16 protein-coding genes are annotated in these 18,854 nt (G+C 64.9%); 5 read left to right on the top strand and 11 right to left on the bottom strand.

Annotated features, from left to right (window positions below):
- The first annotated feature begins 434 nt into the window (after positions 1–434).
- A complete protein-coding gene (locus tag ACI2KK_RS09270) occupies positions 435–1,301 on the top strand; it encodes a LysR family transcriptional regulator (RefSeq protein WP_404668697.1) in 867 nt (288 codons plus the stop codon).
- On the opposite strand, the gene ACI2KK_RS09265 is transcribed toward ACI2KK_RS09270, so the two are convergent.
- The 5 genes from ACI2KK_RS09265 to ACI2KK_RS09245 all read right to left on the bottom strand — a co-directional run bounded on the left by ACI2KK_RS09265 (position 1,275) and on the right by ACI2KK_RS09245 (position 5,386).
- Positions 1,275–2,432: an HPP family protein gene (locus ACI2KK_RS09265; RefSeq protein ID WP_404668696.1), complete on the bottom strand. Its 1,158-nt coding sequence runs from the start codon at positions 2,430–2,432 to the stop codon at positions 1,275–1,277. The genes ACI2KK_RS09270 and ACI2KK_RS09265 overlap by 27 nt on opposite strands.
- A gap of 346 nt (positions 2,433–2,778) precedes the next feature.
- On the bottom strand, positions 2,779–4,098 hold the full coding sequence (locus ACI2KK_RS09260) for a sensor histidine kinase (RefSeq protein WP_404668695.1): 1,320 nt from the start codon (positions 4,096–4,098) through the stop codon (positions 2,779–2,781).
- On the bottom strand, positions 4,095–4,763 hold the full coding sequence (locus tag ACI2KK_RS09255) for a response regulator transcription factor (protein WP_404668694.1): 669 nt from the start codon (positions 4,761–4,763) through the stop codon (positions 4,095–4,097). Before ACI2KK_RS09255 ends, ACI2KK_RS09260 begins: the two co-directional genes overlap by 4 nt.
- On the bottom strand, positions 4,764–5,078 hold the full coding sequence (locus ACI2KK_RS09250) for a PepSY domain-containing protein (protein ID WP_217842753.1): 315 nt from the start codon (positions 5,076–5,078) through the stop codon (positions 4,764–4,766).
- A complete protein-coding gene (locus ACI2KK_RS09245) occupies positions 5,078–5,386 on the bottom strand; it encodes a PepSY domain-containing protein (protein WP_217888518.1) in 309 nt (102 codons plus the stop codon). The genes ACI2KK_RS09250 and ACI2KK_RS09245 overlap by 1 nt, the downstream gene beginning before the upstream one ends.
- A gap of 302 nt (positions 5,387–5,688) precedes the next feature.
- Here ACI2KK_RS09245 and ACI2KK_RS09240 point away from each other — a divergent pair, with 302 nt between their 5' ends.
- Both ACI2KK_RS09240 and queD read left to right on the top strand, forming a co-directional pair.
- On the top strand, positions 5,689–6,768 hold the full coding sequence (locus ACI2KK_RS09240) for a patatin-like phospholipase family protein (protein ID WP_404668693.1): 1,080 nt from the start codon (positions 5,689–5,691) through the stop codon (positions 6,766–6,768).
- Positions 6,769–6,821: 53 nt separating this feature from the next.
- Positions 6,822–7,178, top strand: a complete 357-nt coding sequence (queD, locus tag ACI2KK_RS09235) for a 6-carboxytetrahydropterin synthase QueD (protein ID WP_011533154.1) — start codon at positions 6,822–6,824, stop codon at positions 7,176–7,178.
- 117 nt (positions 7,179–7,295) lie between these two features.
- On the opposite strand, the gene ACI2KK_RS09230 is transcribed toward queD, so the two are convergent.
- Positions 7,296–7,769, bottom strand: a complete 474-nt coding sequence (locus ACI2KK_RS09230; RefSeq protein ID WP_217842750.1) for a DUF1289 domain-containing protein — start codon at positions 7,767–7,769, stop codon at positions 7,296–7,298.
- Positions 7,770–8,175: 406 nt separating this feature from the next.
- Here ACI2KK_RS09230 and acnB point away from each other — a divergent pair, with 406 nt between their 5' ends.
- Positions 8,176–10,785, top strand: coding sequence for a bifunctional aconitate hydratase 2/2-methylisocitrate dehydratase (gene acnB, locus ACI2KK_RS09225; RefSeq protein ID WP_404668705.1), 2,610 nt, complete (start codon positions 8,176–8,178; stop codon positions 10,783–10,785).
- 270 nt (positions 10,786–11,055) lie between these two features.
- Here acnB and prpF read toward each other — a convergent pair whose 3' ends face one another.
- From prpF to ACI2KK_RS09200, 5 genes are all read right to left on the bottom strand, one after another.
- Positions 11,056–12,246 carry a 2-methylaconitate cis-trans isomerase PrpF gene (gene prpF / locus ACI2KK_RS09220; protein WP_404668692.1) on the bottom strand — a complete coding sequence of 397 codons (1,191 nt, stop codon included), beginning with the start codon at positions 12,244–12,246 and terminating at the stop codon, positions 11,056–11,058.
- Between the two features lie 133 nt (positions 12,247–12,379).
- A complete protein-coding gene (gene acnD, locus ACI2KK_RS09215) occupies positions 12,380–14,968 on the bottom strand; it encodes a Fe/S-dependent 2-methylisocitrate dehydratase AcnD (RefSeq protein WP_404668691.1) in 2,589 nt (862 codons plus the stop codon).
- Positions 14,969–15,133: 165 nt separating this feature from the next.
- Positions 15,134–16,261 (bottom strand): 2-methylcitrate synthase, encoded by a 1,128-nt coding sequence (gene prpC, locus ACI2KK_RS09210; RefSeq protein WP_404668690.1) that lies wholly within the window; start codon positions 16,259–16,261, stop codon positions 15,134–15,136.
- 166 nt (positions 16,262–16,427) lie between these two features.
- Entirely contained in the window at positions 16,428–17,318 is an 891-nt protein-coding gene (gene prpB, locus ACI2KK_RS09205; protein ID WP_404668689.1) for a methylisocitrate lyase, read from the bottom strand.
- Complete coding sequence (locus ACI2KK_RS09200) at positions 17,315–18,031, bottom strand: GntR family transcriptional regulator (protein ID WP_404668688.1); 717 nt, start codon at positions 18,029–18,031, stop codon at positions 17,315–17,317. The genes prpB and ACI2KK_RS09200 overlap by 4 nt, the downstream gene beginning before the upstream one ends.
- Positions 18,032–18,317: 286 nt before the next feature.
- On the opposite strand from ACI2KK_RS09200, the gene ACI2KK_RS09195 reads away from it, so the two are divergent.
- A complete protein-coding gene (locus tag ACI2KK_RS09195) occupies positions 18,318–18,854 on the top strand; it encodes an ATP-dependent zinc protease (protein WP_404668687.1) in 537 nt (178 codons plus the stop codon).

The following is an 18,854-nucleotide window of genomic DNA, read 5'->3' as shown; positions in this document are numbered from 1 at the left end:
GGGGGCGACCGGCATGGATGCCGGTCGAGCGCCGATCGGGCCAGGGACGGCCCGTCGGCGCGTACCCCCGGAGCAAGCCCGGAGTGAGGGAACCCCGGAGCGCAGCGCAGGGGCCGTATGAATGGAGCGAGGATTTTTTGCTTACTTTTTGATCCCTCAAAAAGTGAGCCGCCGTAAGGGCGGAAAGGTGAATAAGCGTCACTATAAATAATGAATGCGCATACAACTTCCAAAACCAACTAAAACAGCTACAACCAGATCAACAGATCAACAGATCAACAGATCAACAGATCAACAACGTACACCGCAAGATATGAAACGCCCACACCAACGCCATCGCCGACAAGCCAGCCCCTAGCCCCCTCAGGCAACCCAAAGCCCCATTTCGGTGCAAACCGCTCTAGAATACCCAACCCCCACCACAGAGCAGCCCAATGGACATCGACCAGGCCCGAACCTTCTTGGAAATCGTCCGCTGCGGCAGCCTGGCCGCCGCCGCCGAACGCCTGTTCGTCTCCCAGACCGCCATCAGCGCCCGCGTCCAGCGCCTGGAGCAGCAACTGGGCTGCCAGCTGTTCATCCGCAACCACAACGGCGCCAGCCTGACCAGCGACGGCGAGGCCTTCGTCACCTACGCCAACCAGCTGGTGCAAACCTGGGAAGCCGCCCGCCGCGACCTGCCCCTGCCCCACGGCTGCCAGCAGGTGTTGCACATCGGCGGCGAGGTGAGCTTGGGCAACCCGATGATGCTCGACTGGGTCAGCGCCCTGCACGTCGAGCTGCCCAGCCACGCCATCCGCAGCGAAGTCAGCGACGGCGAATCACTGCTGCGCAAAGTTGAAATGGGCCTGCTGGACGCCGCACTGGTATACCAGCCCACCTACGGCCCGGGGCTGCAGGTGGAGCAGTTGATGGAAGAAAAACTGATCCGCGTGCGCCGGGCGGATGCCCCGGATCCGTACATTTATATCGACTGGGGCGAGGCCTTCCGCCGCCAGCACGACGCCGCCCTGCCCGACCTGTCGCGCCCGGCGCTGAGCTTCAACCTCGGGCCACTGGCCCTGCAGTTCATCCTCGACCGCGGCGGCAGCGGCTACTTCCGCACACGGGTGGTGCAGGCCTACCTGCAAAGCGGGGTGTTCGAGCGGGTGCCGCAGGCGCCGGAGTTCACCTACCCGACCTTCCTCGTGTACGCCCGCAAGCGTGACAGCGAGGCCCTGCAGCAGGCCTTCAGCGTGCTGCGCCGGCTGGTGGCCGGCGACATGAGCGACTGGTCACAGCGCTGGGACCCGGTTATCTGAGGCCAGTGCCGCGGCATTGAGCAGGTGGCGCTTGAGGCCGGCGATCAGGTCGGTCTGGGTGATCACCCCCACCAGGCGTCCATCATCCAGCACCGGCAGGCAATGCAGGCCCTGCTCGCTGAGCAGCGGCAGCAGGCGCTCCAGCGGGTGAGTGCTACCGACACTGACCACCCGCCGGCTCATCACCTGCTCCAGGCGCACGGTCTGACGGCGGAACAACCCGCGCCAGCTGAAGCGGCTGCGGGCCATGGCCGGGCCAACCAGGTCACTGAGGCTGACGATACCCACCAGGCGGCCGTTTTCCACCACAGGCAGGGTCTTCAGGTGATGCCCGTCGAGCATCTTCCAGGCCTGCTCCAGGGTGGTGCCGGGGTTGGCCGACTGCACGTCGCGGGACATCACGGCGCCAGCGGTAATGCCACCCAGGCTGCGCTGCAAAGCGTGCTGCTCGGTGGCCAGGATGATCCGCTCCAGCTCGTCGCGGGTCACGTCGACGAACTCGCCGATCTCTTCCAAAGCCTGGTCCAGGTCGTCTGCGCTGATGCCCACGCGCTCGCCGGGCAGCGGGTCGTGGGTGTGGTGCAGGTCCTTGCGCGGCGTGGCGCCCTTGGGGTAGCGCACGCCGGTGAGGCGGTTGTAGAGCACCGCCACCGCCACCAGGATCAACGCATTGAGCAGCACCGGCTCGAGCAGGTGATCGCCCATGGCCACCAACCCCGGGTCGGCCAGCACTGCGCTGGCCGCCACACCGCCACCCGGCGGGTGCAGGCAGCGCAGCAGGCACATCAGCACCAGGGCGATACCCAGCGCGGCGGCAGCCACCCACAGGCCGTCTCCGAAGTTGTGGCGCATGGCCAGGCCTACTGCGCCGGCCAACGCATAGCTACCCAGTACCGGCCACGGCTGGGCCAACGGGCCGGAATGCACGGCGAACACCAGCACCGCCGAGGCCGCCAGCGGGCCAAGTAGATGCAGGGCGATGGACGGGCCGTAAGCCAGGCTGCACAGGTAGCCGGCGAGAAACAGGCCAAGCAGCCCGCCAAGGCCTGCGCGCAACCATTCTTTGGGGGGGATGTTCAGGGGCGCCGGTAGCAGGCGCTGCAGACGGCTTTCGGGACGCGTGGCAGACATCGAAATAATGGGGTCGTATTTTTTATGGTGGAAAAGAAAGCCCAGCGCAACCGGCCTGGGCCCTGTATTGCAAATGCAATAACGCAAGGGGCTCCGTCCATGGAGAGATGGAAACCGCAGGGGTTTCGTGGGGAGGGATTGTGCCGGGCGCACCGTTTTGGGGCTAATTCAAAAAAGTGCGCTTGATGTGCAATATTTTTGCAGGGTAGCCCTGTGTAGGAGCGGCCTTGTGTCGCGAATGGGCTGCATAGCAGCCCCAGTGATTTCAGCATTCACGCATATATCCCGGGGCTGCTTCGCAGCCCATTCGCGACACAAGGCCGCTCCTACACGGGGAGCATGCTGATCAACGATGCTTGCGCGGCAACTCGATGCTCACCCGCAACCCGCCCAGGGTGCTGTCGAGCAAGGCCATGCGCCCGCCCCAGGCCTCGACGATATCGCGCACGATGCCCAGGCCCAGGCCATGACCGTCGACCTGCTCGTCCAGCCGCGAACCACGCTCCAGCACCTGCAGGCGCTGGCTCTCGGGAATGCCGGGGCCGTCGTCGTCCACCCACAGCTGGTAACCCTCGGTGCTCGGCGCAATGCCCAGGCGCACCTCGCTGTCAGCCCATTTGCAGGCGTTGTCCAGCAGGTTGCCGAGCAGCTCCAGCAAGTCTTCACGGTCCCACGGCAGCAGCAGCCCGGGCGGCACGTCGCGCGCCAGCAGCAAACCTTCGCCGTGGATCATCCCGAGCGTGGACAGCAACCCCGGCAACTCGGCATCGCAGTCGAACTGCGCGCCGGGCAGCGCATCGCCGGCCAGGCGCGCGCGGTTCAGTTCACGGGCCAGGCGCTGCTGGATCTGCTCCAACTGCTCGCGCAACTGCGCCTGCACCTCGGGCAAACCTTGCAGGCGCTCGCTGGCGGCCAGGCTCAGCAGCACCGCCAGCGGCGTCTTCAACGCATGCCCGAGGTTACCCAGCGCATTGCGTGAGCGGCGCAGGCTGTCTTCGGTATGGGCCAGCAGGTGGTTGATCTGGTCCACCAGCGGCTGCAACTCGCTGGGCACTTCGGCGTCCAGCTGCGAACGCTGGCCCTGCTGCAACTGGGCGATCTGCCGGCGGGCGCGCTCCAACGGGCGCAGCGAGCGGGTTACGGTGATGCGCTGCAGCACCAGCACCAGCACCAGCGCCACCAGGCCGATGCCCAGGCCGATCTGCTGCATGCGCCGAAAGCCCTCACGCACCGGCGAATAGTCCTGGGCCACACTGATCGAGATGTCCTGGCCCAAGCGCCGGTAGTCGCCACGGTAGGCCAGCAGTTGCTGGCCCTCAGGGCCCAGCTCGTGCCCATCGTCCAGGCCAGGCTTGGCGGGTTTGGGCATGTCCAGGTCCCACAACGAACGCGAACGCCAGGTGCCCTGGTCGAAATCGATGCGGAAGTAGTAACCCGAGAACGGCCGCTGGTAGGCCGAGGAAATCCGCCGCTCATCCAGCTGCAAGCCATTCGGCCCGCGCACCAGCGCCACCAGCAGGTTCTCGCTCTCTTTGCGCAGGCCGGTTTCCAGGTAGCGCTGCAAGCCCGCCTCGAACAGCCACAGCGTCAGTTGCGCCACACCCAGGCCCACCACCACCAGTACCGCCACCAGGCCCAGGCTCAGGCGCGCCTGAATCGACTTCACGCGGCGCTCCCGGCGTACACGTAGCCTTGGCCGCGGCGGGTCTCGATCACCGCGCGGCCAAGCTTGCGCCGTAGGTGGTTGACGTGCACCTCAAGCACATTGGAATCGCGCTCGGTCTCGCCGTCATACAGGTGCTCGGCCAGGTGACTTTTGGACAGCACCTGCCCCGGGTGCAACATGAAGTAACGCAGCAGGCGAAACTCGGCCGCGGTGAGCTGGATGTCGACGCCTTCGCGGCTGACGCATTGGCGCGATTCGTCCAGGTGCAGGCCGGCAGCCTCCAGCCGCGGCTGGTTGGCCAGCCCCTTGGCCCGGCGCAGCAGGGCCTGGATGCGCAGTTGCAGCTCTTCGGGGTGGAAGGGTTTGGTCAGGTAGTCGTCGGCACCGGCCTTGAGCCCTTCGATGCGCTCGGCCCACGAGCCGCGAGCGGTAAGGATGAGCACCGGGGTGGCCAGCTTCGCCGCGCGCCACTGCGCCAGCACCTCGAGCCCCGGCAGGCCGGGCAGGCCCAGGTCGAGAATGATCAGGTCATAGGGTTCGCTCTGGCCCTGGTACACCGCATCGCGGCCATCGGCCAGCCAGTCCACGGCATAACCCTGGCGTTGCAGGGCGGTGGTCAGCTCGTCGGCCAGGGGCACATTGTCTTCGACCAGCAACAGGCGCATTCAGTCGTCTTCCTCGTCTTTGAGCAACGCACCGGTGCGGGCATCGAGCTTGATCTCGCGCACCACGCCCTGGGGGGTCAGCAGCTCGACCTCATATTCGTAGCGCTTGTGCTTTTCTTCCAGCTCCGCCTCCAACAGGCGCGCCCCGGGGTAACGCCCCAGGGCGGTTTCGAGCAGTTGTTCCAGCGGCAGGATGATGCCCTGCTTGCGCAGCTCGAGGGCTTCATCCTGGTCCAGGTCGCGGGCGGCGGCCAGCGAACAGGCGGCCAGCAGGGCCAGTGCCAGGTAGCGCGCCGTTCGCGGTAACTCGCTCATCAGTTGTCTCGCTCGTCCTTCAGCACTTCACCGGTCTTGGCGTCGAGGTCGACGTCCCATTCGACGTTTTGCGCATCGCGCAACTCGACCTTGTAGATGTAGCGGCCGTATTCGTTCTCGAGCTCCGAGTCGGTCACGGTGGCGCCGGGATGTTTGGCCACGGCAGTGGCTTTGAGTTCATCCAGCGACTTGATGGTCTTGGCGTTGACCAGCTTGACCACTTCGTCGGGCTGCACGTCCTTGGCGAAGGCGGCGTTGGCACCGAATGCGAGGGCGGCGGCGGTGAACAGGGCAGTCAAAGTTTTCATGGGGTCTCTCCTTGGAGATGTATGCGTTGTCTACGGGAACAAGACTAACCGCAGGTCCTTAATTCAACCTGAAAACAGCTGGCCGCATGATAGCGCAGGTGCTGTATAGCCTGTACCGCCCCTGTCGCGGGGCAAGCCCGCCCCCACAAGGTTGCGCGAGGCCAGAGTCAAGCGCTGTACCTGTAGGAGCCGGCTTGCCGGCGATGAGGCCGGTTCAGGCAGCACAAGACAGTTGCTCCCACGCTGCGTGCGGGGAGGCATCTGCCTTTATACTGCCTCACCCGCCCCGCACGGACCGCGCCATGACCGCCATCCACATCAAGTACCCCGCCCTGACCTTCAAGGCAGGCCAACGCGCACTGCAGCAGATCCGCGAACGCGGCCTGCTGGCAGCCGATGTGGGCGTGCTGCCCGGCGCCGCCGGCGGCCCCAAGCCGCTGGGCATCCAGGGCCTGGACCTGGCGCTGTTCGGTGAATGGCTGCCCTCGGCGCCCCGCCAACGCGCGCTGATCGGCGCCTCGATCGGCTCCTGGCGCTTCGCCAGCGCCTGCCTGGACGACCCGGTCGAGGGCATCCGCCGGCTGGGTGAGCTGTACACCGAGCAGGACTTCGCCAAGGGCGTCACGCCACGGCAGATCAGCCAAAGCTGCCAGCGCATGCTCGACGACCTGCTGCAAGGCCGCGACGGGCAGATCCTCGCCAACCCCCACTACCGGCTGAACATTCTGGTGGTGAAAAGCCACGGCCAACTGGCCCACGACCACCGTGGGCGATTGGGCATGGGCCTGGGCTCGGTGCTGGCCAGCAACCTGCTGGGCCGCGCCAACCTGGCCCGGCACTTCGAGCGGGTGATCCTGCACGACCAGCGCAGCGCGCCGCCGCTGGGCCCGCTGACCGACTTCCCCTCGCGCTGCCTGGCGCTGAACCTGGCCAACCTGCGCCACGCCTTGCTGGCCTCGGGCTCGATCCCGATGGTGATGGAAGGTGTGCGCGACATCCCCGGCGCCGGCGCCGGCACCTACCGCGACGGCGGCCTGTTGGACTACCACCTCGACCTGCCGTACCAGGGCGACGACCTGGTGCTGTACCCGCACTTCACCGACAAGGTAGTACCCGGCTGGTTCGACAAGGCGCTGCCCTGGCGCCGGGGCGACGCCACACGCCTGCAGAACGTGCTGCTGATGACACCATCGCCGCAGTACCTGGCCGCCCTGCCCTTCGGCAAGCTGCCCGACCGCAACGATTTCAAGCGCTTCATGGGCGATGCGCCAAGTCGCAAGCGTTACTGGTACAAGGCGATTGCCGAAAGCCGGCGCCTGGGCGACGAGTTGCTCGAGCTGATCGCCACCGGGCAGTTGCACGATCGGCTGCAAGCCTTGTAGCGGGCATGCTGGTAGACTGCGCGCAATCTTCGTTACACACAGAGTTATGACGCGTGGAAATTTTCAAAGAGTTCACATTCGAATCGGCCCACCGCCTGCCCAACGTCCCCGCCGGGCACAAGTGCGGCCGCCTGCATGGCCATTCGTTCAAGGTGGCCCTGCACCTGACCGGCCCGCTCGACCCGCACACCGGCTGGATCCGCGACTTCTCCGAAATCAAGGCGATCTTCAAGCCGATCTACGAGCAACTGGACCACAACTACCTGAACGACATCCCGGGCCTGGAAAACCCCACCAGCGAAGTGATCGCCAAGTGGATCTGGGAGCAGGTCAAGCCGCTGCTGCCGGAGCTGTCGAAGGTGCGCATTCACGAGACCTGCACCAGCGGGTGTGAGTACACCGGCGACTGACTGCACACCTGCATCGCCTGCTTCGCGGGTAAACCCGCTCCCACAGGTGTCGCGCGCGATTGAAGACCGACGCTGTACCTGTGGGAGCGGGTTTACCCGCGAAGAGGCCAGCAGCCGTTAACCCTGCCCCATGGCATCGCGCAAGAAACTCGGGGCGATATAGCGCTGGTAATGCGCCTCTGAAAGCAAAAAGAACTCGCGGTCGATCGCATCGCGCAGTTGCGGCAGGTCCCAATCGCGAAACTCCGGCAGCAACACCATCCCGTAGGCTTCCAGCTCGCGGATCATCCGCGCGCCGCGGGCGATCAGCTGGTACGCCCAGCAGTATTCGGACTGATGCGCGACAAAGCGGATCGAACGGTTCTCCAGCTGCTGGCGCAGCAGTTCTTTGTCGAACACCTCGAGCTTGGCCATCATCACCTGCACCAGCAACTGCTCCAGGCGCAGCCACACGGCGCGTTTCTGCTCGTCGTCGTAGCCGTTCCAGTGAATCACTTCGTGGTGGAAGCGCTTGCAGCCACGGCACACCAGGTCACCGTAGACGGTGGAGCAAAGGCCGACGCAAGGGGTCTTGATGGACTGGTTGGACATGGAAAAACAACGGCTTGGCGGTGGAACACGGGTTCATGTTAGCCCTTTGTCTAACCAGGGTCACCCGTTAAAGTCATCTTCTGCGCCTTACCATCGGGCATTTTTTGCCGTAGAATCAATCCGCCTTTTCAAGGCAACAATGTCCGTTGGAAGCTGTTTTCAAAGCGTCACGAGCACAGTTCATCCGGTAGAACGGCGTTGGTTCGGGCCAGGCACCTGGCGTGTCCCGCACCAACCCCTCATCAGCCTCCCGTTCTACAGGCGTAAAACTTTGAAAACAGCTTCTGTAAGGATTCTCTGCGACCCTGGCACCGCGGCTCAAAAAGCCGTTGCTGCGCATGGGTGCAAGGAATGCTGGATGAGCGTCCCGGACCCCCTTTAGGGACCACTGATGAGGGTAATAACTGTGCTTGAAGCCTACCGCAAACACATCGAAGAGCGTGCCGCTCTGGGTATCGTGCCCCAGCCGCTGAACGCCGAACAAACTGCAGGCCTGGTCGAGCTGCTGAAAAACCCGCCGGCCGGCGAAGAAGCCTTCCTCGTAGACCTGATCACCAACCGCGTACCGCCAGGGGTGGACGAAGCTGCCTACGTCAAGGCCGCATTCCTCTCCGCCGTCGCCAAGGGCGAGGCAAAATCGCCGCTGATCGACCGCAAGCACGCCACCGAGCTGCTGGGTACCATGCAGGGCGGCTACAACATCGAAACGCTGGTAACGCTGCTGGATGACGCCGAACTGGGCGCCGTCGCGGCCGAACAGCTCAAGCACACCCTGCTGATGTTCGATGCCTTCCACGACGTGGCCGAAAAAGCCAAGGCGGGCAACGCCCACGCCAAGGCCGTACTCGACTCGTGGGCTGCCGGCGAGTGGTTCACCAGCCGCCCGGCCATCGCCGACAAGTACACCCTGACCGTGTTCAAGGTGCCTGGCGAAACCAACACCGACGACCTGTCCCCTGCCCCGGACGCCTGGTCGCGCCCTGATATCCCGCTGCACGCCCTGGCCATGCTGAAAATGGCCCGCGACGGCATCGAGCCTTCGCAGCCAGGTTCGGTCGGCCCGCTGGCACAGATCGAAGCAGTCAAGGCCAAGGGCCACCCGGTCGCCTACGTCGGTGACGTGGTCGGTACCGGTTCTTCGCGTAAATCCGCCACCAACTCGGTGCTGTGGTTCTTCGGCGACGACATCCCGAACGTGCCGAACAAGCGCGCCGGTGGTTTCTGCTTCGGCACCAAGATCGCCCCGATCTTCTACAACACCATGGAAGACGCTGGCGCCCTGCCGATCGAATTCGACTGCACCAACCTGGCCATGGGCGACGTCATCGACGTTTACCCGTTCAAGGGCGAAGTGCGCCGCAACGGCAGCGACGAGCTGGTCACCAGCTTCGAGCTGAAAACCGAAGTGCTGCTCGATGAAGTTCGCGCCGGCGGCCGTATCCCACTGATCGTTGGCCGTGGCCTGACCGAAAAAGCCCGCGCCGAGCTGGGCCTGGGTGCTTCCGACCTGTTCAAGAAGCCAGAGCAGCCTGCCGACACCGGCAAGGGCTTCACCCTGGCGCAGAAGATGGTCGGCCGCGCCTGTGGCCTGCCAGAAGGCCAGGGCGTGCGCCCAGGTGCCTACTGCGAGCCGAAGATGACCACCGTCGGTTCCCAGGACACCACCGGCCCGATGACCCGCGACGAGCTGAAAGACCTGGCTTGCCTGGGCTTCTCGGCCGACCTGGTCATGCAGTCGTTCTGCCACACCGCGGCGTATCCGAAGCCGATCGACGTCACCACCCACCACACCCTGCCAGACTTCATCCGCACCCGTGGCGGCGTGTCGCTGCGCCCGGGCGACGGCATCATCCACAGCTGGCTGAACCGCATGCTGATGCCGGACACCGTGGGTACCGGTGGCGACTCGCACACCCGCTTCCCGATCGGCATCTCGTTCCCGGCCGGCTCCGGCCTGGTAGCCTTCGCCGCCGCCACCGGCGTGATGCCGCTGGACATGCCAGAGTCGATCCTGGTGCGCTTCAAGGGCAAGCTGCAGCCAGGCATCACCCTGCGTGACCTGGTCCACGCCATCCCTTACTACGCCATCCAGAAAGGCCTGCTGACCGTCGAGAAGAAGGGCAAGAAAAACGCCTTCTCCGGCCGCATCCTGGAAATCGAAGGCCTGGACGAACTGACCGTCGAGCAAGCCTTCGAGCTGTCCGACGCCTCGGCCGAGCGCTCTGCTGCCGGTTGCACCATCAAGCTGCCAGAGAAGGCCATCGCCGAGTACCTGCAGTCGAACATCACCCTGCTGCGCTGGATGATCGGCGAAGGCTACGGCGACCCACGCACCCTGGAGCGCCGCGCCCAGGCCATGGAAGCCTGGCTGGCCAAGCCTGAGCTGCTGTCGGCCGATGCCGATGCCGAATACGCCGAAATCATCGAAATCGACCTGGCCGACGTCAAGGAGCCTGTGCTCTGCGCGCCGAACGACCCGGACGATGCCCGCCTGCTGTCTTCGGTACAGGGCGAGAAGATCGACGAAGTGTTCATCGGTTCGTGCATGACCAACATCGGCCACTTCCGCGCTGCCGGCAAGCTGCTGGACAAGGTCAAGGGCGGTATCCCTACCCGTCTGTGGCTGGCCCCGCCAACCAAGATGGACGCCCACCAGCTGACCGAAGAAGGCTACTACGGCATCTACGGCAAGGCCGGTGCACGCATGGAAATGCCAGGCTGCTCGCTGTGCATGGGTAACCAGGCACGTGTGCAGACCGGTTCCACCGTGGTCTCCACCTCGACCCGTAACTTCCCGAACCGCCTGGGCGACGCCACCAACGTGTACCTGGCCTCGGCCGAGCTGGCTGCGGTCGCTTCGATCATCGGCAAGCTGCCGACCGTCGAGGAGTACATGCAGTACGCGAAAGACATCGACAGCATGGCTGCCGACGTCTACCGCTACCTGAGCTTCGACCAGATCGCCGAGTTCCGCGAAGCGGCAGCCAACGCCAAGATCCCGGTGGTTCAGGCGTAAGCTGAGCAGCACGTTGTAAGTGACAAGCTGCAAGAAGAAGCCCCGGTGTGAGCCGGGGCTTTTTTTTATGCCTTCGCGATTGCCGGGAGGGCTGCGCCCTCCATCGCGACACAAGGCCGCTTCCCACAGGGATCGCACCAGCTCTTAGAAATTGAGCAAGACAGTTGCTCCTACAGGTAAAGCGTCTGATCCAGACTCTGCGCGATCCCGTGGGAAGCGGCCTTGTGTCGCGATGGGCTGCAGCGCAGCCCCGGCATTCTTGAGCCAGACCTAGAAGCAGTCCGCCGGCACTCGCACCCAGCCTTCCATCAGCACCCGCGCACTGCGGCTCATGATGGCCTTGGTCACGGTCCACTGCCCATCCACCTGCCGCGCCTCGGCGCCTACCCGCAAGGTCCCGGACGGGTGGCCGAAACGCACCGCGCTACGCTCACCGCCACCGGCTGCCAGGTTCACCAGCGTGCCCGGAACCGCCGCCGCCGTGCCGATGGCCACCGCAGCGGTACCCATCATGGCGTGGTGCAGCTTGCCCATGGACAGCGCTCGCACCAGCAGGTCGACGTCCTCGGCCTTGACTGCCTTGCCGCTGGAAGCGGTGTAAGCCGCCGGCGCGGCAACGAAAGCCACCTTCGGCGTGTGCTGGCGGCCGGCGGCCTGTTCGATGCGCTCGATCAGCCCCATGCGCACGGCGCCGTAGGCACGAATGGTCTCGAAACGCGCCAGCTGCGCAGGGTCACCATTGATGGCGTCCTGCAATTCAGTACCGGTGTAACCGATGTCGGCGGCATTGACGAAGATGGTCGGAATGCCGGCGTTGATCAGGGTGGCCTTGAAGGTACCAATGCCCGGCACCTCAAGGTCGTCCACCAGGTTGCCGGTGGGGAACATCGCCCCGCCGTCGCCGTCCTCGTCGGCAGCCGGGTCGAGGAATTCCAGCTGCACCTCGGCGGCCGGGAAGGTCACGCCGTCCAGTTCGAAATCACCGGTCTCCTGCACTTCACCGTTGCTGATGGGCACGTGGGCGATGATGGTCTTGCCGATATTGGCCTGCCAGATGCGCACCGTGGCGATGCCGTCGTGCGGCACCCGTGCGGGGTCGACCAGGCCATTGGCGATGGCGAACGAACCCACCGCCGCCGAGAGGTTGCCGCAGTTGCCGCTCCAGTCGACGAAGGCGCTGTCGATGGACACCTGGCCAAACAGGTAGTCGACGTCGTGGCCGGGCTTGGTGCCGGGCGAGACGATCACCGTCTTGCTGGTGCTGGAGGTGGCACCGCCCATGCCGTCGATCTGCTTGGCGTAGGGGTCGGGGCTGCCGATCACCCGCAGCAGCAGCGCGTCACGGGCAGGGCCTGGGGTTTGTGCAGGTTCGGGCAGGTCTTGCAGGCGGAAGAACACGCCCTTGCTGGTGCCGCCACGCATGTAGGTGGCGGGTATACGGATTTGTGCTGCGTGTGGCATGTTCAATTCCTGTCTTGCACAGCACCCTGTGGGAGCGGGTTTACCCGCGAATGCGTCAGCGGGAACACCCGTGTTGTCTGATCAATCGCTTTCGCGGGTAAACCCGCTCCTACAGGGGCCATGTCGTTGGTTATCAGGCGGTGCCTTCGAGGAAATCCTGGGCAAAGCGCTGCAGCACTCCGCCGGCCTCGTAGATCGACACCTCTTCGGCGGTATCCAGGCGGCAGGTCACCGGCACCTCGACCCGCTCGCCATCGCGGCGGGTAACCACCAGGGTCAGGGTTGCGCGCGGCGTGCGCTGCCCCACCACATCGTAGGTCTCACTGCCGTCCAGGCTGAGGGTGTTGCGGTCGGTGCCGGGCTTGAACTCCAGCGGCAACACGCCCATGCCCACCAGGTTGGTGCGGTGGATGCGCTCGAAGCCCTCGGCAACGATCGCTTCGACCCCGGCCAGGCGCACGCCCTTGGCCGCCCAGTCACGGGACGAGCCCTGGCCGTAGTCGGCACCGGCAACGATGATCAGCGGCTGCTTGCGTTGCATGTAGGTTTCGATGGCCTCCCACATGCGCGTCACCTTGCCCTCCGGCTCAAGGCGCGCCAGCGAGCCCTGCTTCACGCTGCCGTCATCCTTGCGCACCATTTCGTTGAACAGCTTGGGGTTGGCGAAGGTGGCGCGCTGGGCGGTCAGGTGGTCGCCGCGGTGGGTGGCGTAGGAGTTGAAGTCCTCTTCCGGCAGGCCCATTTTCGCTAGATACTCACCGGCGGCACTGTCCAGCAGGATGGCGTTGGACGGCGACAGGTGGTCGGTGGTGATGTTGTCCGGCAGCACCGCCAGCGGGCGCATGCCGCGCAGGGTGCGCTCGCCGGCCAGGGCGCCCTCCCAGTACGGCGGGCGGCGAATATAGGTGCTCATCGGGCGCCAGTCGTACAGCGGCGCCACTTTCGGGCCCTTGTCCTCCTCGATGGTGAACATCGGGATGTATACCTGGCGGAACTGCTCGGGCTTGACCGAGGCACGCACCACGGCGTCGATCTCGGCATCGCTCGGCCAGATATCCTTGAGGCGGATTTCCTTGCCGTCGACCAACCCCAGCACGTCTTTTTCGATATCGAAACGGATGGTGCCGGCAATGGCATAGGCCACCACCAACGGCGGCGAGGCCAGAAACGCCTGCTTGGCGTAGGGGTGGATGCGCCCGTCGAAGTTGCGGTTGCCCGACAACACGGCGGTGGCGTACAGGTCGCGGTCGATGATCTCCTGCTGGATCACCGGGTCCAGCGCACCAGACATGCCGTTGCAGGTGGTGCAGGCGAAGGCGACGATGCCAAAGCCCAACTGCTCAAGCTCCTGCTCAAGCCCCGCTTCTTTCAGATACAACTGCACAGCCTTGGAGCCCGGCGCCAGGGACGACTTGACCCAGGGCTTGCGGGTAAGCCCAAGCTTGTTGGCATTGCGCGCGATCAGGCCGGCGGCGATCACGTTGCGCGGGTTGCTGGTGTTGGTGCAACTGGTGATGGCGGCGATGATCACTGCGCCGTCAGGCATCTGCCCGGGCACTTCCTGCCACTGCCCGGCGATGCCCTTGGCCGCCAGCTCGCTGGTGGCCACCCGGGCATGCGGGTTGGACGGGCCGGCCATGTTACGCACCACGCTCGACAGGTCGAAGCTCAGGGTGCGCTCGTACTCGGCCTTGGCCAGGCTGTCGGCCCACAGGCCGGTGGCCTTGGCGTAGGTTTCAACCAGCTGCACCTGATGGTCGTCGCGACCTGTCAGGGTGAGGTAGTCCAGCGTCTGCTGGTCGATGGCGAACATCGCCGCAGTGGCGCCGTATTCCGGGGCCATGTTGGAGATGGTGGCGCGGTCGCCCAGGGTCAGTGCACTGGCACCTGCGCCGTGGAACTCAAGGTACGCCCCCACGACTTTCTGCTTGCGTAGGAACTCGGTCAGCGCCAGCACCAGGTCGGTGGCCGTGATGTTCGGCGCAAGGCGCCCGGTCAGCTCGACGCCGACGATTTCCGGCAGGCGCATCCACGAGGCGCGGCCGAGCATCACGTTCTCGGCTTCCAGGCCACCGACGCCGATGGCGATCACCCCCAGGGCATCCACGTGCGGGGTGTGGCTGTCGGTGCCGACGCAGGTGTCCGGGTAGGCCACGCCATGGTCGCTGTGGATCACCGGCGACATCTTCTCCAGGTTGATCTGGTGCATGATGCCGTTGCCCGGCTGGATCACGTCGACGTTCTTGAACGCCTGCTTGGTCCAGTTGATGAAGTGGAAGCGGTCTTCGTTGCGGCGGTCTTCGATGGCGCGGTTCTTGGTGAAGGCGTCGGGGTCGAAACCGCCGCACTCCACGGCCAGGGAATGGTCGACGATCAGTTGCACCGGCACCACCGGGTTGACCTGGGCCGGGTCACCGCCCTTGTCGGCGATGGCGTCGCGCAGGCCGGCCAGGTCCACCAGCGCGGTCTGGCCGAGGATGTCGTGGCACACCACCCGGGCCGGAAACCAGGGGAAGTCGAGGTCGCGTTTGCGCTCGATCAGTTGGCTCAGCGAGGCGTCGAGGGTGGCCGGGTCGCAGCGGCGTACCAGGTTTTCGGCCAGTACCCGGGAGGTGTAAGGCAGGCCGTCGTAGGCGCCGGGCTTGATCGCCTCGACCGCGGCGCGGGCGTCGAAATAGTCCAGGGCAGTGCCTGGCAGGGGCTTGCGGTATGCAGTGTTCATATCGTTATCAGGCTCGGTCACGGTATTCGGTGGGCAGGTCTGGCCGATGGGGGCGCTGCGCGCCCCTTTCGCGACACAAGGCCGCTCCTACAGGTACAGCGCCGCACCTGTAGGAGCGGCCTTGTGTCGCGAAAGGGCTGCACAGCAGCCCCAGCGACCTGTACCTTAACGCTGCTCGATCGGCACGAACTTGCGCTGTTCGACGCCTACGTACTCGGCGCTCGGGCGGATGATGCGGTTGTTGGCGCGCTGCTCGAACACGTGGGCGGCCCAGCCGGTCAGGCGCGAGCAGACGAAAATCGGCGTGAACAGCTTGGTCGGGATGCCCATGAAGTGGTACGCCGAGGCGTGGTAGAAATCGGCGTTGGGGAACAGGCGCTTCTGCTCCCACATGGTCTTGTCGATGGCCTCGGACACCGGGTACAGCACGCTGTCACCCACTTCGTCGGCGAGCTGCTTGGCCCAGCCCTTGATCACCTCGTTGCGCGGGTCGGACTCTTTGTAGATGGCATGGCCAAAGCCCATGATCTTGTCCTTGCGCTCGAGCATGCGCAGCAGCTCGGCGGTGGCGTCCTGCGGGCTCTGGAAGCGTTCGATCAGCTCCATGGCCGCCTCGTTGGCGCCGCCGTGCAGCGGGCCGCGCAGCGAACCGATGGCAGCGGTGACGCAGGAATACAGGTCGGACAGGGTCGAGGCGCACACACGCGCGGTGAAGGTCGAGGCGTTGAATTCGTGCTCCGCGTACAGGATCAGCGAAACGTTCATCACCTTCACATGCAGCTCGCTGGGCTTCTTGCCGTGCAGCAGGTGCAGGAAGTGGCCACCCAGGGTGTCTTCGTCGCTGTTGCAGTCGATGCGCACGCCGTGGTGGGTGAAGCGGTACCAGTAGCACATCACTGCCGGGAACAGCGCCAGCAGGCGGTCGGTCTTGTCGCGCTGGGCCTCGAAGGTGAGCTCCGGCTCCAGGGTGCCGAGCACCGAACAGCCAGTGCGCATGACGTCCATCGGGTGGGCGTCGCGGGGAATGCGCTCGAGCACTTCTTTCAGCGCCTGGGGCAGGTCGCGCAGGCCCTTGAGCTTGTGCTTGTAGTCGGCAAGCTCGGCCTGGCTTGGCAGCTCGCCGTACAGCAGCAGGTAGGCGACCTCTTCAAACTCGGCGCCGGCGGCCAGGTCGCGCACGTCATAGCCGCGGTAGGTCAGGCCGGCACCGGCCTGGCCGACGGTGGAAAGCGCCGTCTGCCCGGCCACCTGGCCACGCAGGCCTGCGCCACTGAGTACTTTTGCTTCGGCCATGGGGTTTCTCCTTTCTTGAATTTGTTATGGAAGCTGTCTGGCTAATTCGGATGTTTGCCTGTGCCGGCCTCTTCGCGGGTAAACCCGCTCCTACAGGGCCTCACAGGGTTGGAATACTTCACTGAACCTGTGGGAGCGGGTTCACCCGCGAAGAGGGCTACACAGATCAGGCTTTTTTCTGGGCGAACAACGCATCCAGGCTCTGCTCGAAGGCGTGGTAGCCGATGGCGTCGTACAGCTCCATGCGGGTCTGCATGGTGTCGATCACGTTCTTTTGCGTGCCGTCGCGGCGCAGGGCGGTGTAGACGTTCTCGGCGGCCTTGTTCATGGCGCGGAAGGCCGACAGCGGGTACAGCACCAGCGACACGTCCACCGAGGCGAGCTCTTCGGTGGTGTACAGCGGTGTGGCGCCGAATTCGGTGATGTTGGCCAGGATCGGCGCCTTTACCCGGTCGGCGAAGGTCTTGTACATCGAAAGCTCGGTGATGGCTTCGGGGAAGATCATGTCGGCGCCGGCCTCGATGCAGGCCGCGGCGCGGTCCAGGGCGGCGTTCAGGCCTTCAACTGCCAGCGCGTCGGTGCGCGCCATGATCACGAAGCTGTCGTCGCTGCGCGCATCCACCGCCGCCTTGATGCGGTCGACCATTTCCTGCTGGGTGACGATCTCTTTATTCGGGCGATGGCCACAGCGCTTGGCACCCACCTGGTCCTCGATGTGGATGGCCGCAGCGCCGAACTTGCTCATCGACTTGACGGTACGGGCAACGTTGAACGCCGAGGCGCCAAAGCCGGTGTCGACATCCACCAGCAGCGGCAGGTCGCACACGTCGGTGATACGGCGCACGTCGGTGAGTACATCGTCCAGGCCGCTGATGCCCAGATCCGGCAGGCCGAGGGAGCCGGCGGCCACACCGCCGCCGGACAGGTAGATGGCCTTGAACCCGGCGCGCTTGGCCAGCAGGGCATGGTTGGCGTTGATCGCCCCGACTACCTGCAACGGGTGTTCGGCGGCGACCGCGTCGCGGAAACGTTGGCCGGGCGTGCTCTTGACTGTCATGACTCACCTCGTGGGCTATTGTTGTCTGCGCCTTGGTAGTGGCGCTCGATATTGCGTTTGGATGCGCCGATATGCCGGCGCATCAGCAGTTCTGCCAGTTCGCCGTCGCGGCCTTCGATGGCATCGAGAATGCGGTGGTGCTCGGCGAAGGCCTGGCGCGGGCGGTTGGGGGTGGTGGAGAACTGGATGCGGTACATGCGCACCAGCTGGTACAGCTCGCCGCAGAGCATCTTGTACAGGGTCTGGTTGCCGCTGCCCTGGATGATCCGGTAATGGAAGTCGTAGTCGCCTTCCTGCTGGTAGTAGCCCTGCCCTGCCTGGAACGCGGCGTCGCGTTCATGGGTGTCGAGCACATGGCGCAGCTCGTCGATGGCAGCCTGGCTCATGCGCTCGGCGGCCAGGCGGCAGGCCATGCCTTCGAGCGACTCGCGGATTTCGTACAGCTCGATCAGCTCGGCATGGCTCAGCGATACCACCCGCGCGCCGACGTGGGGCACGCGCACCAGCAGGCGCTGGCCTTCGAGGCGGTGGATGGCTTCGCGCAGCGGGCCGCGGCTGATGCCGTAGGTGCGCGCAAGCTCAGGCTCGGAGATTTTGCTGCCGGGGGCGATCTCGCCCTTGACGATGGCCGCCTGGATACGGCGAAAGACGTTCTCCGAGAGGGTCTCGGTTTCGTCCTGAGTGTTGGCGGGTGCTTGCACGGCATCCAGCATTATTGTCGACACCTTTAAAAACCATGCCAGCAAAACTAGCCAAATAGAGGCGACGAGTCAAAGGCAAAAAGCACATTGTCGACAATCGTCTAAGAACGAACTTACTCGGCCTCGCAACGGTCTGATCGCGGGCGCGCTGGCGTCAACACATCGGCGTGATAGAATGCCGCGCTCCTTTCGGAGCACGGATAGCGTGCCTGTCATCATTTCATGCTGCTGACAGGCTTATTAAGGATGCTTGGCCCGTCGCCTTGCCCAGAACCCCGCACAGCACCGCGCCAGGACTATGAAACCGATATTCGCTGCATTGCTGCTCTGCCTGACTGTGCTGCCGGCCCTAGCGCCCGCGGCGCAGAAGACCGTCTACGGCCTGAACGAATACGCCCGGCTGGGCGACCTTGACCTGGAAGTGGCAGCCAAACTGGACACCGGGGCCAAGACCGCCTCGCTCAGCGCCCGTGACATCAAGCGCTTCAAGCGCAACGGCGAAAGCTGGGTGCGCTTCTACCTGGCCATCGACGCCGCCCACGAACACCCCATCGAACGCCCCCTGGCCCGAGTCAGCAAGATCAAGCGCCGCGCCGGGGACTATGACGCCGAATCGGGCAAGGCCTACACCGCCCGCCCGGTCATCGAGCTCGATATCTGCATGGGCCAGACCCTGCGCACCATCGAGGTCAACCTCACCGACCGCAGCGCGTTCCAGTTCCCGCTGCTGATCGGCTCCGAGGCCCTCAAGCACATGGATGCACTGGTCGACCCAAGCCTTAAATACGCGGCCGGCAAACCTGCCTGCGCCACCGAAGCTCCCAAAGCAGAGTAA

Origin of the sequence: Pseudomonas sp. NPDC089406 (genome assembly GCF_044900265.1) — a bacterium.
Classification (GTDB): domain Bacteria; phylum Pseudomonadota; class Gammaproteobacteria; order Pseudomonadales; family Pseudomonadaceae; genus Aquipseudomonas; species Aquipseudomonas fakonensis.
The sequence above is the reverse complement of the archived record's forward strand: the minus strand, read 5'-3'. Positions and strand labels throughout refer to the sequence as shown.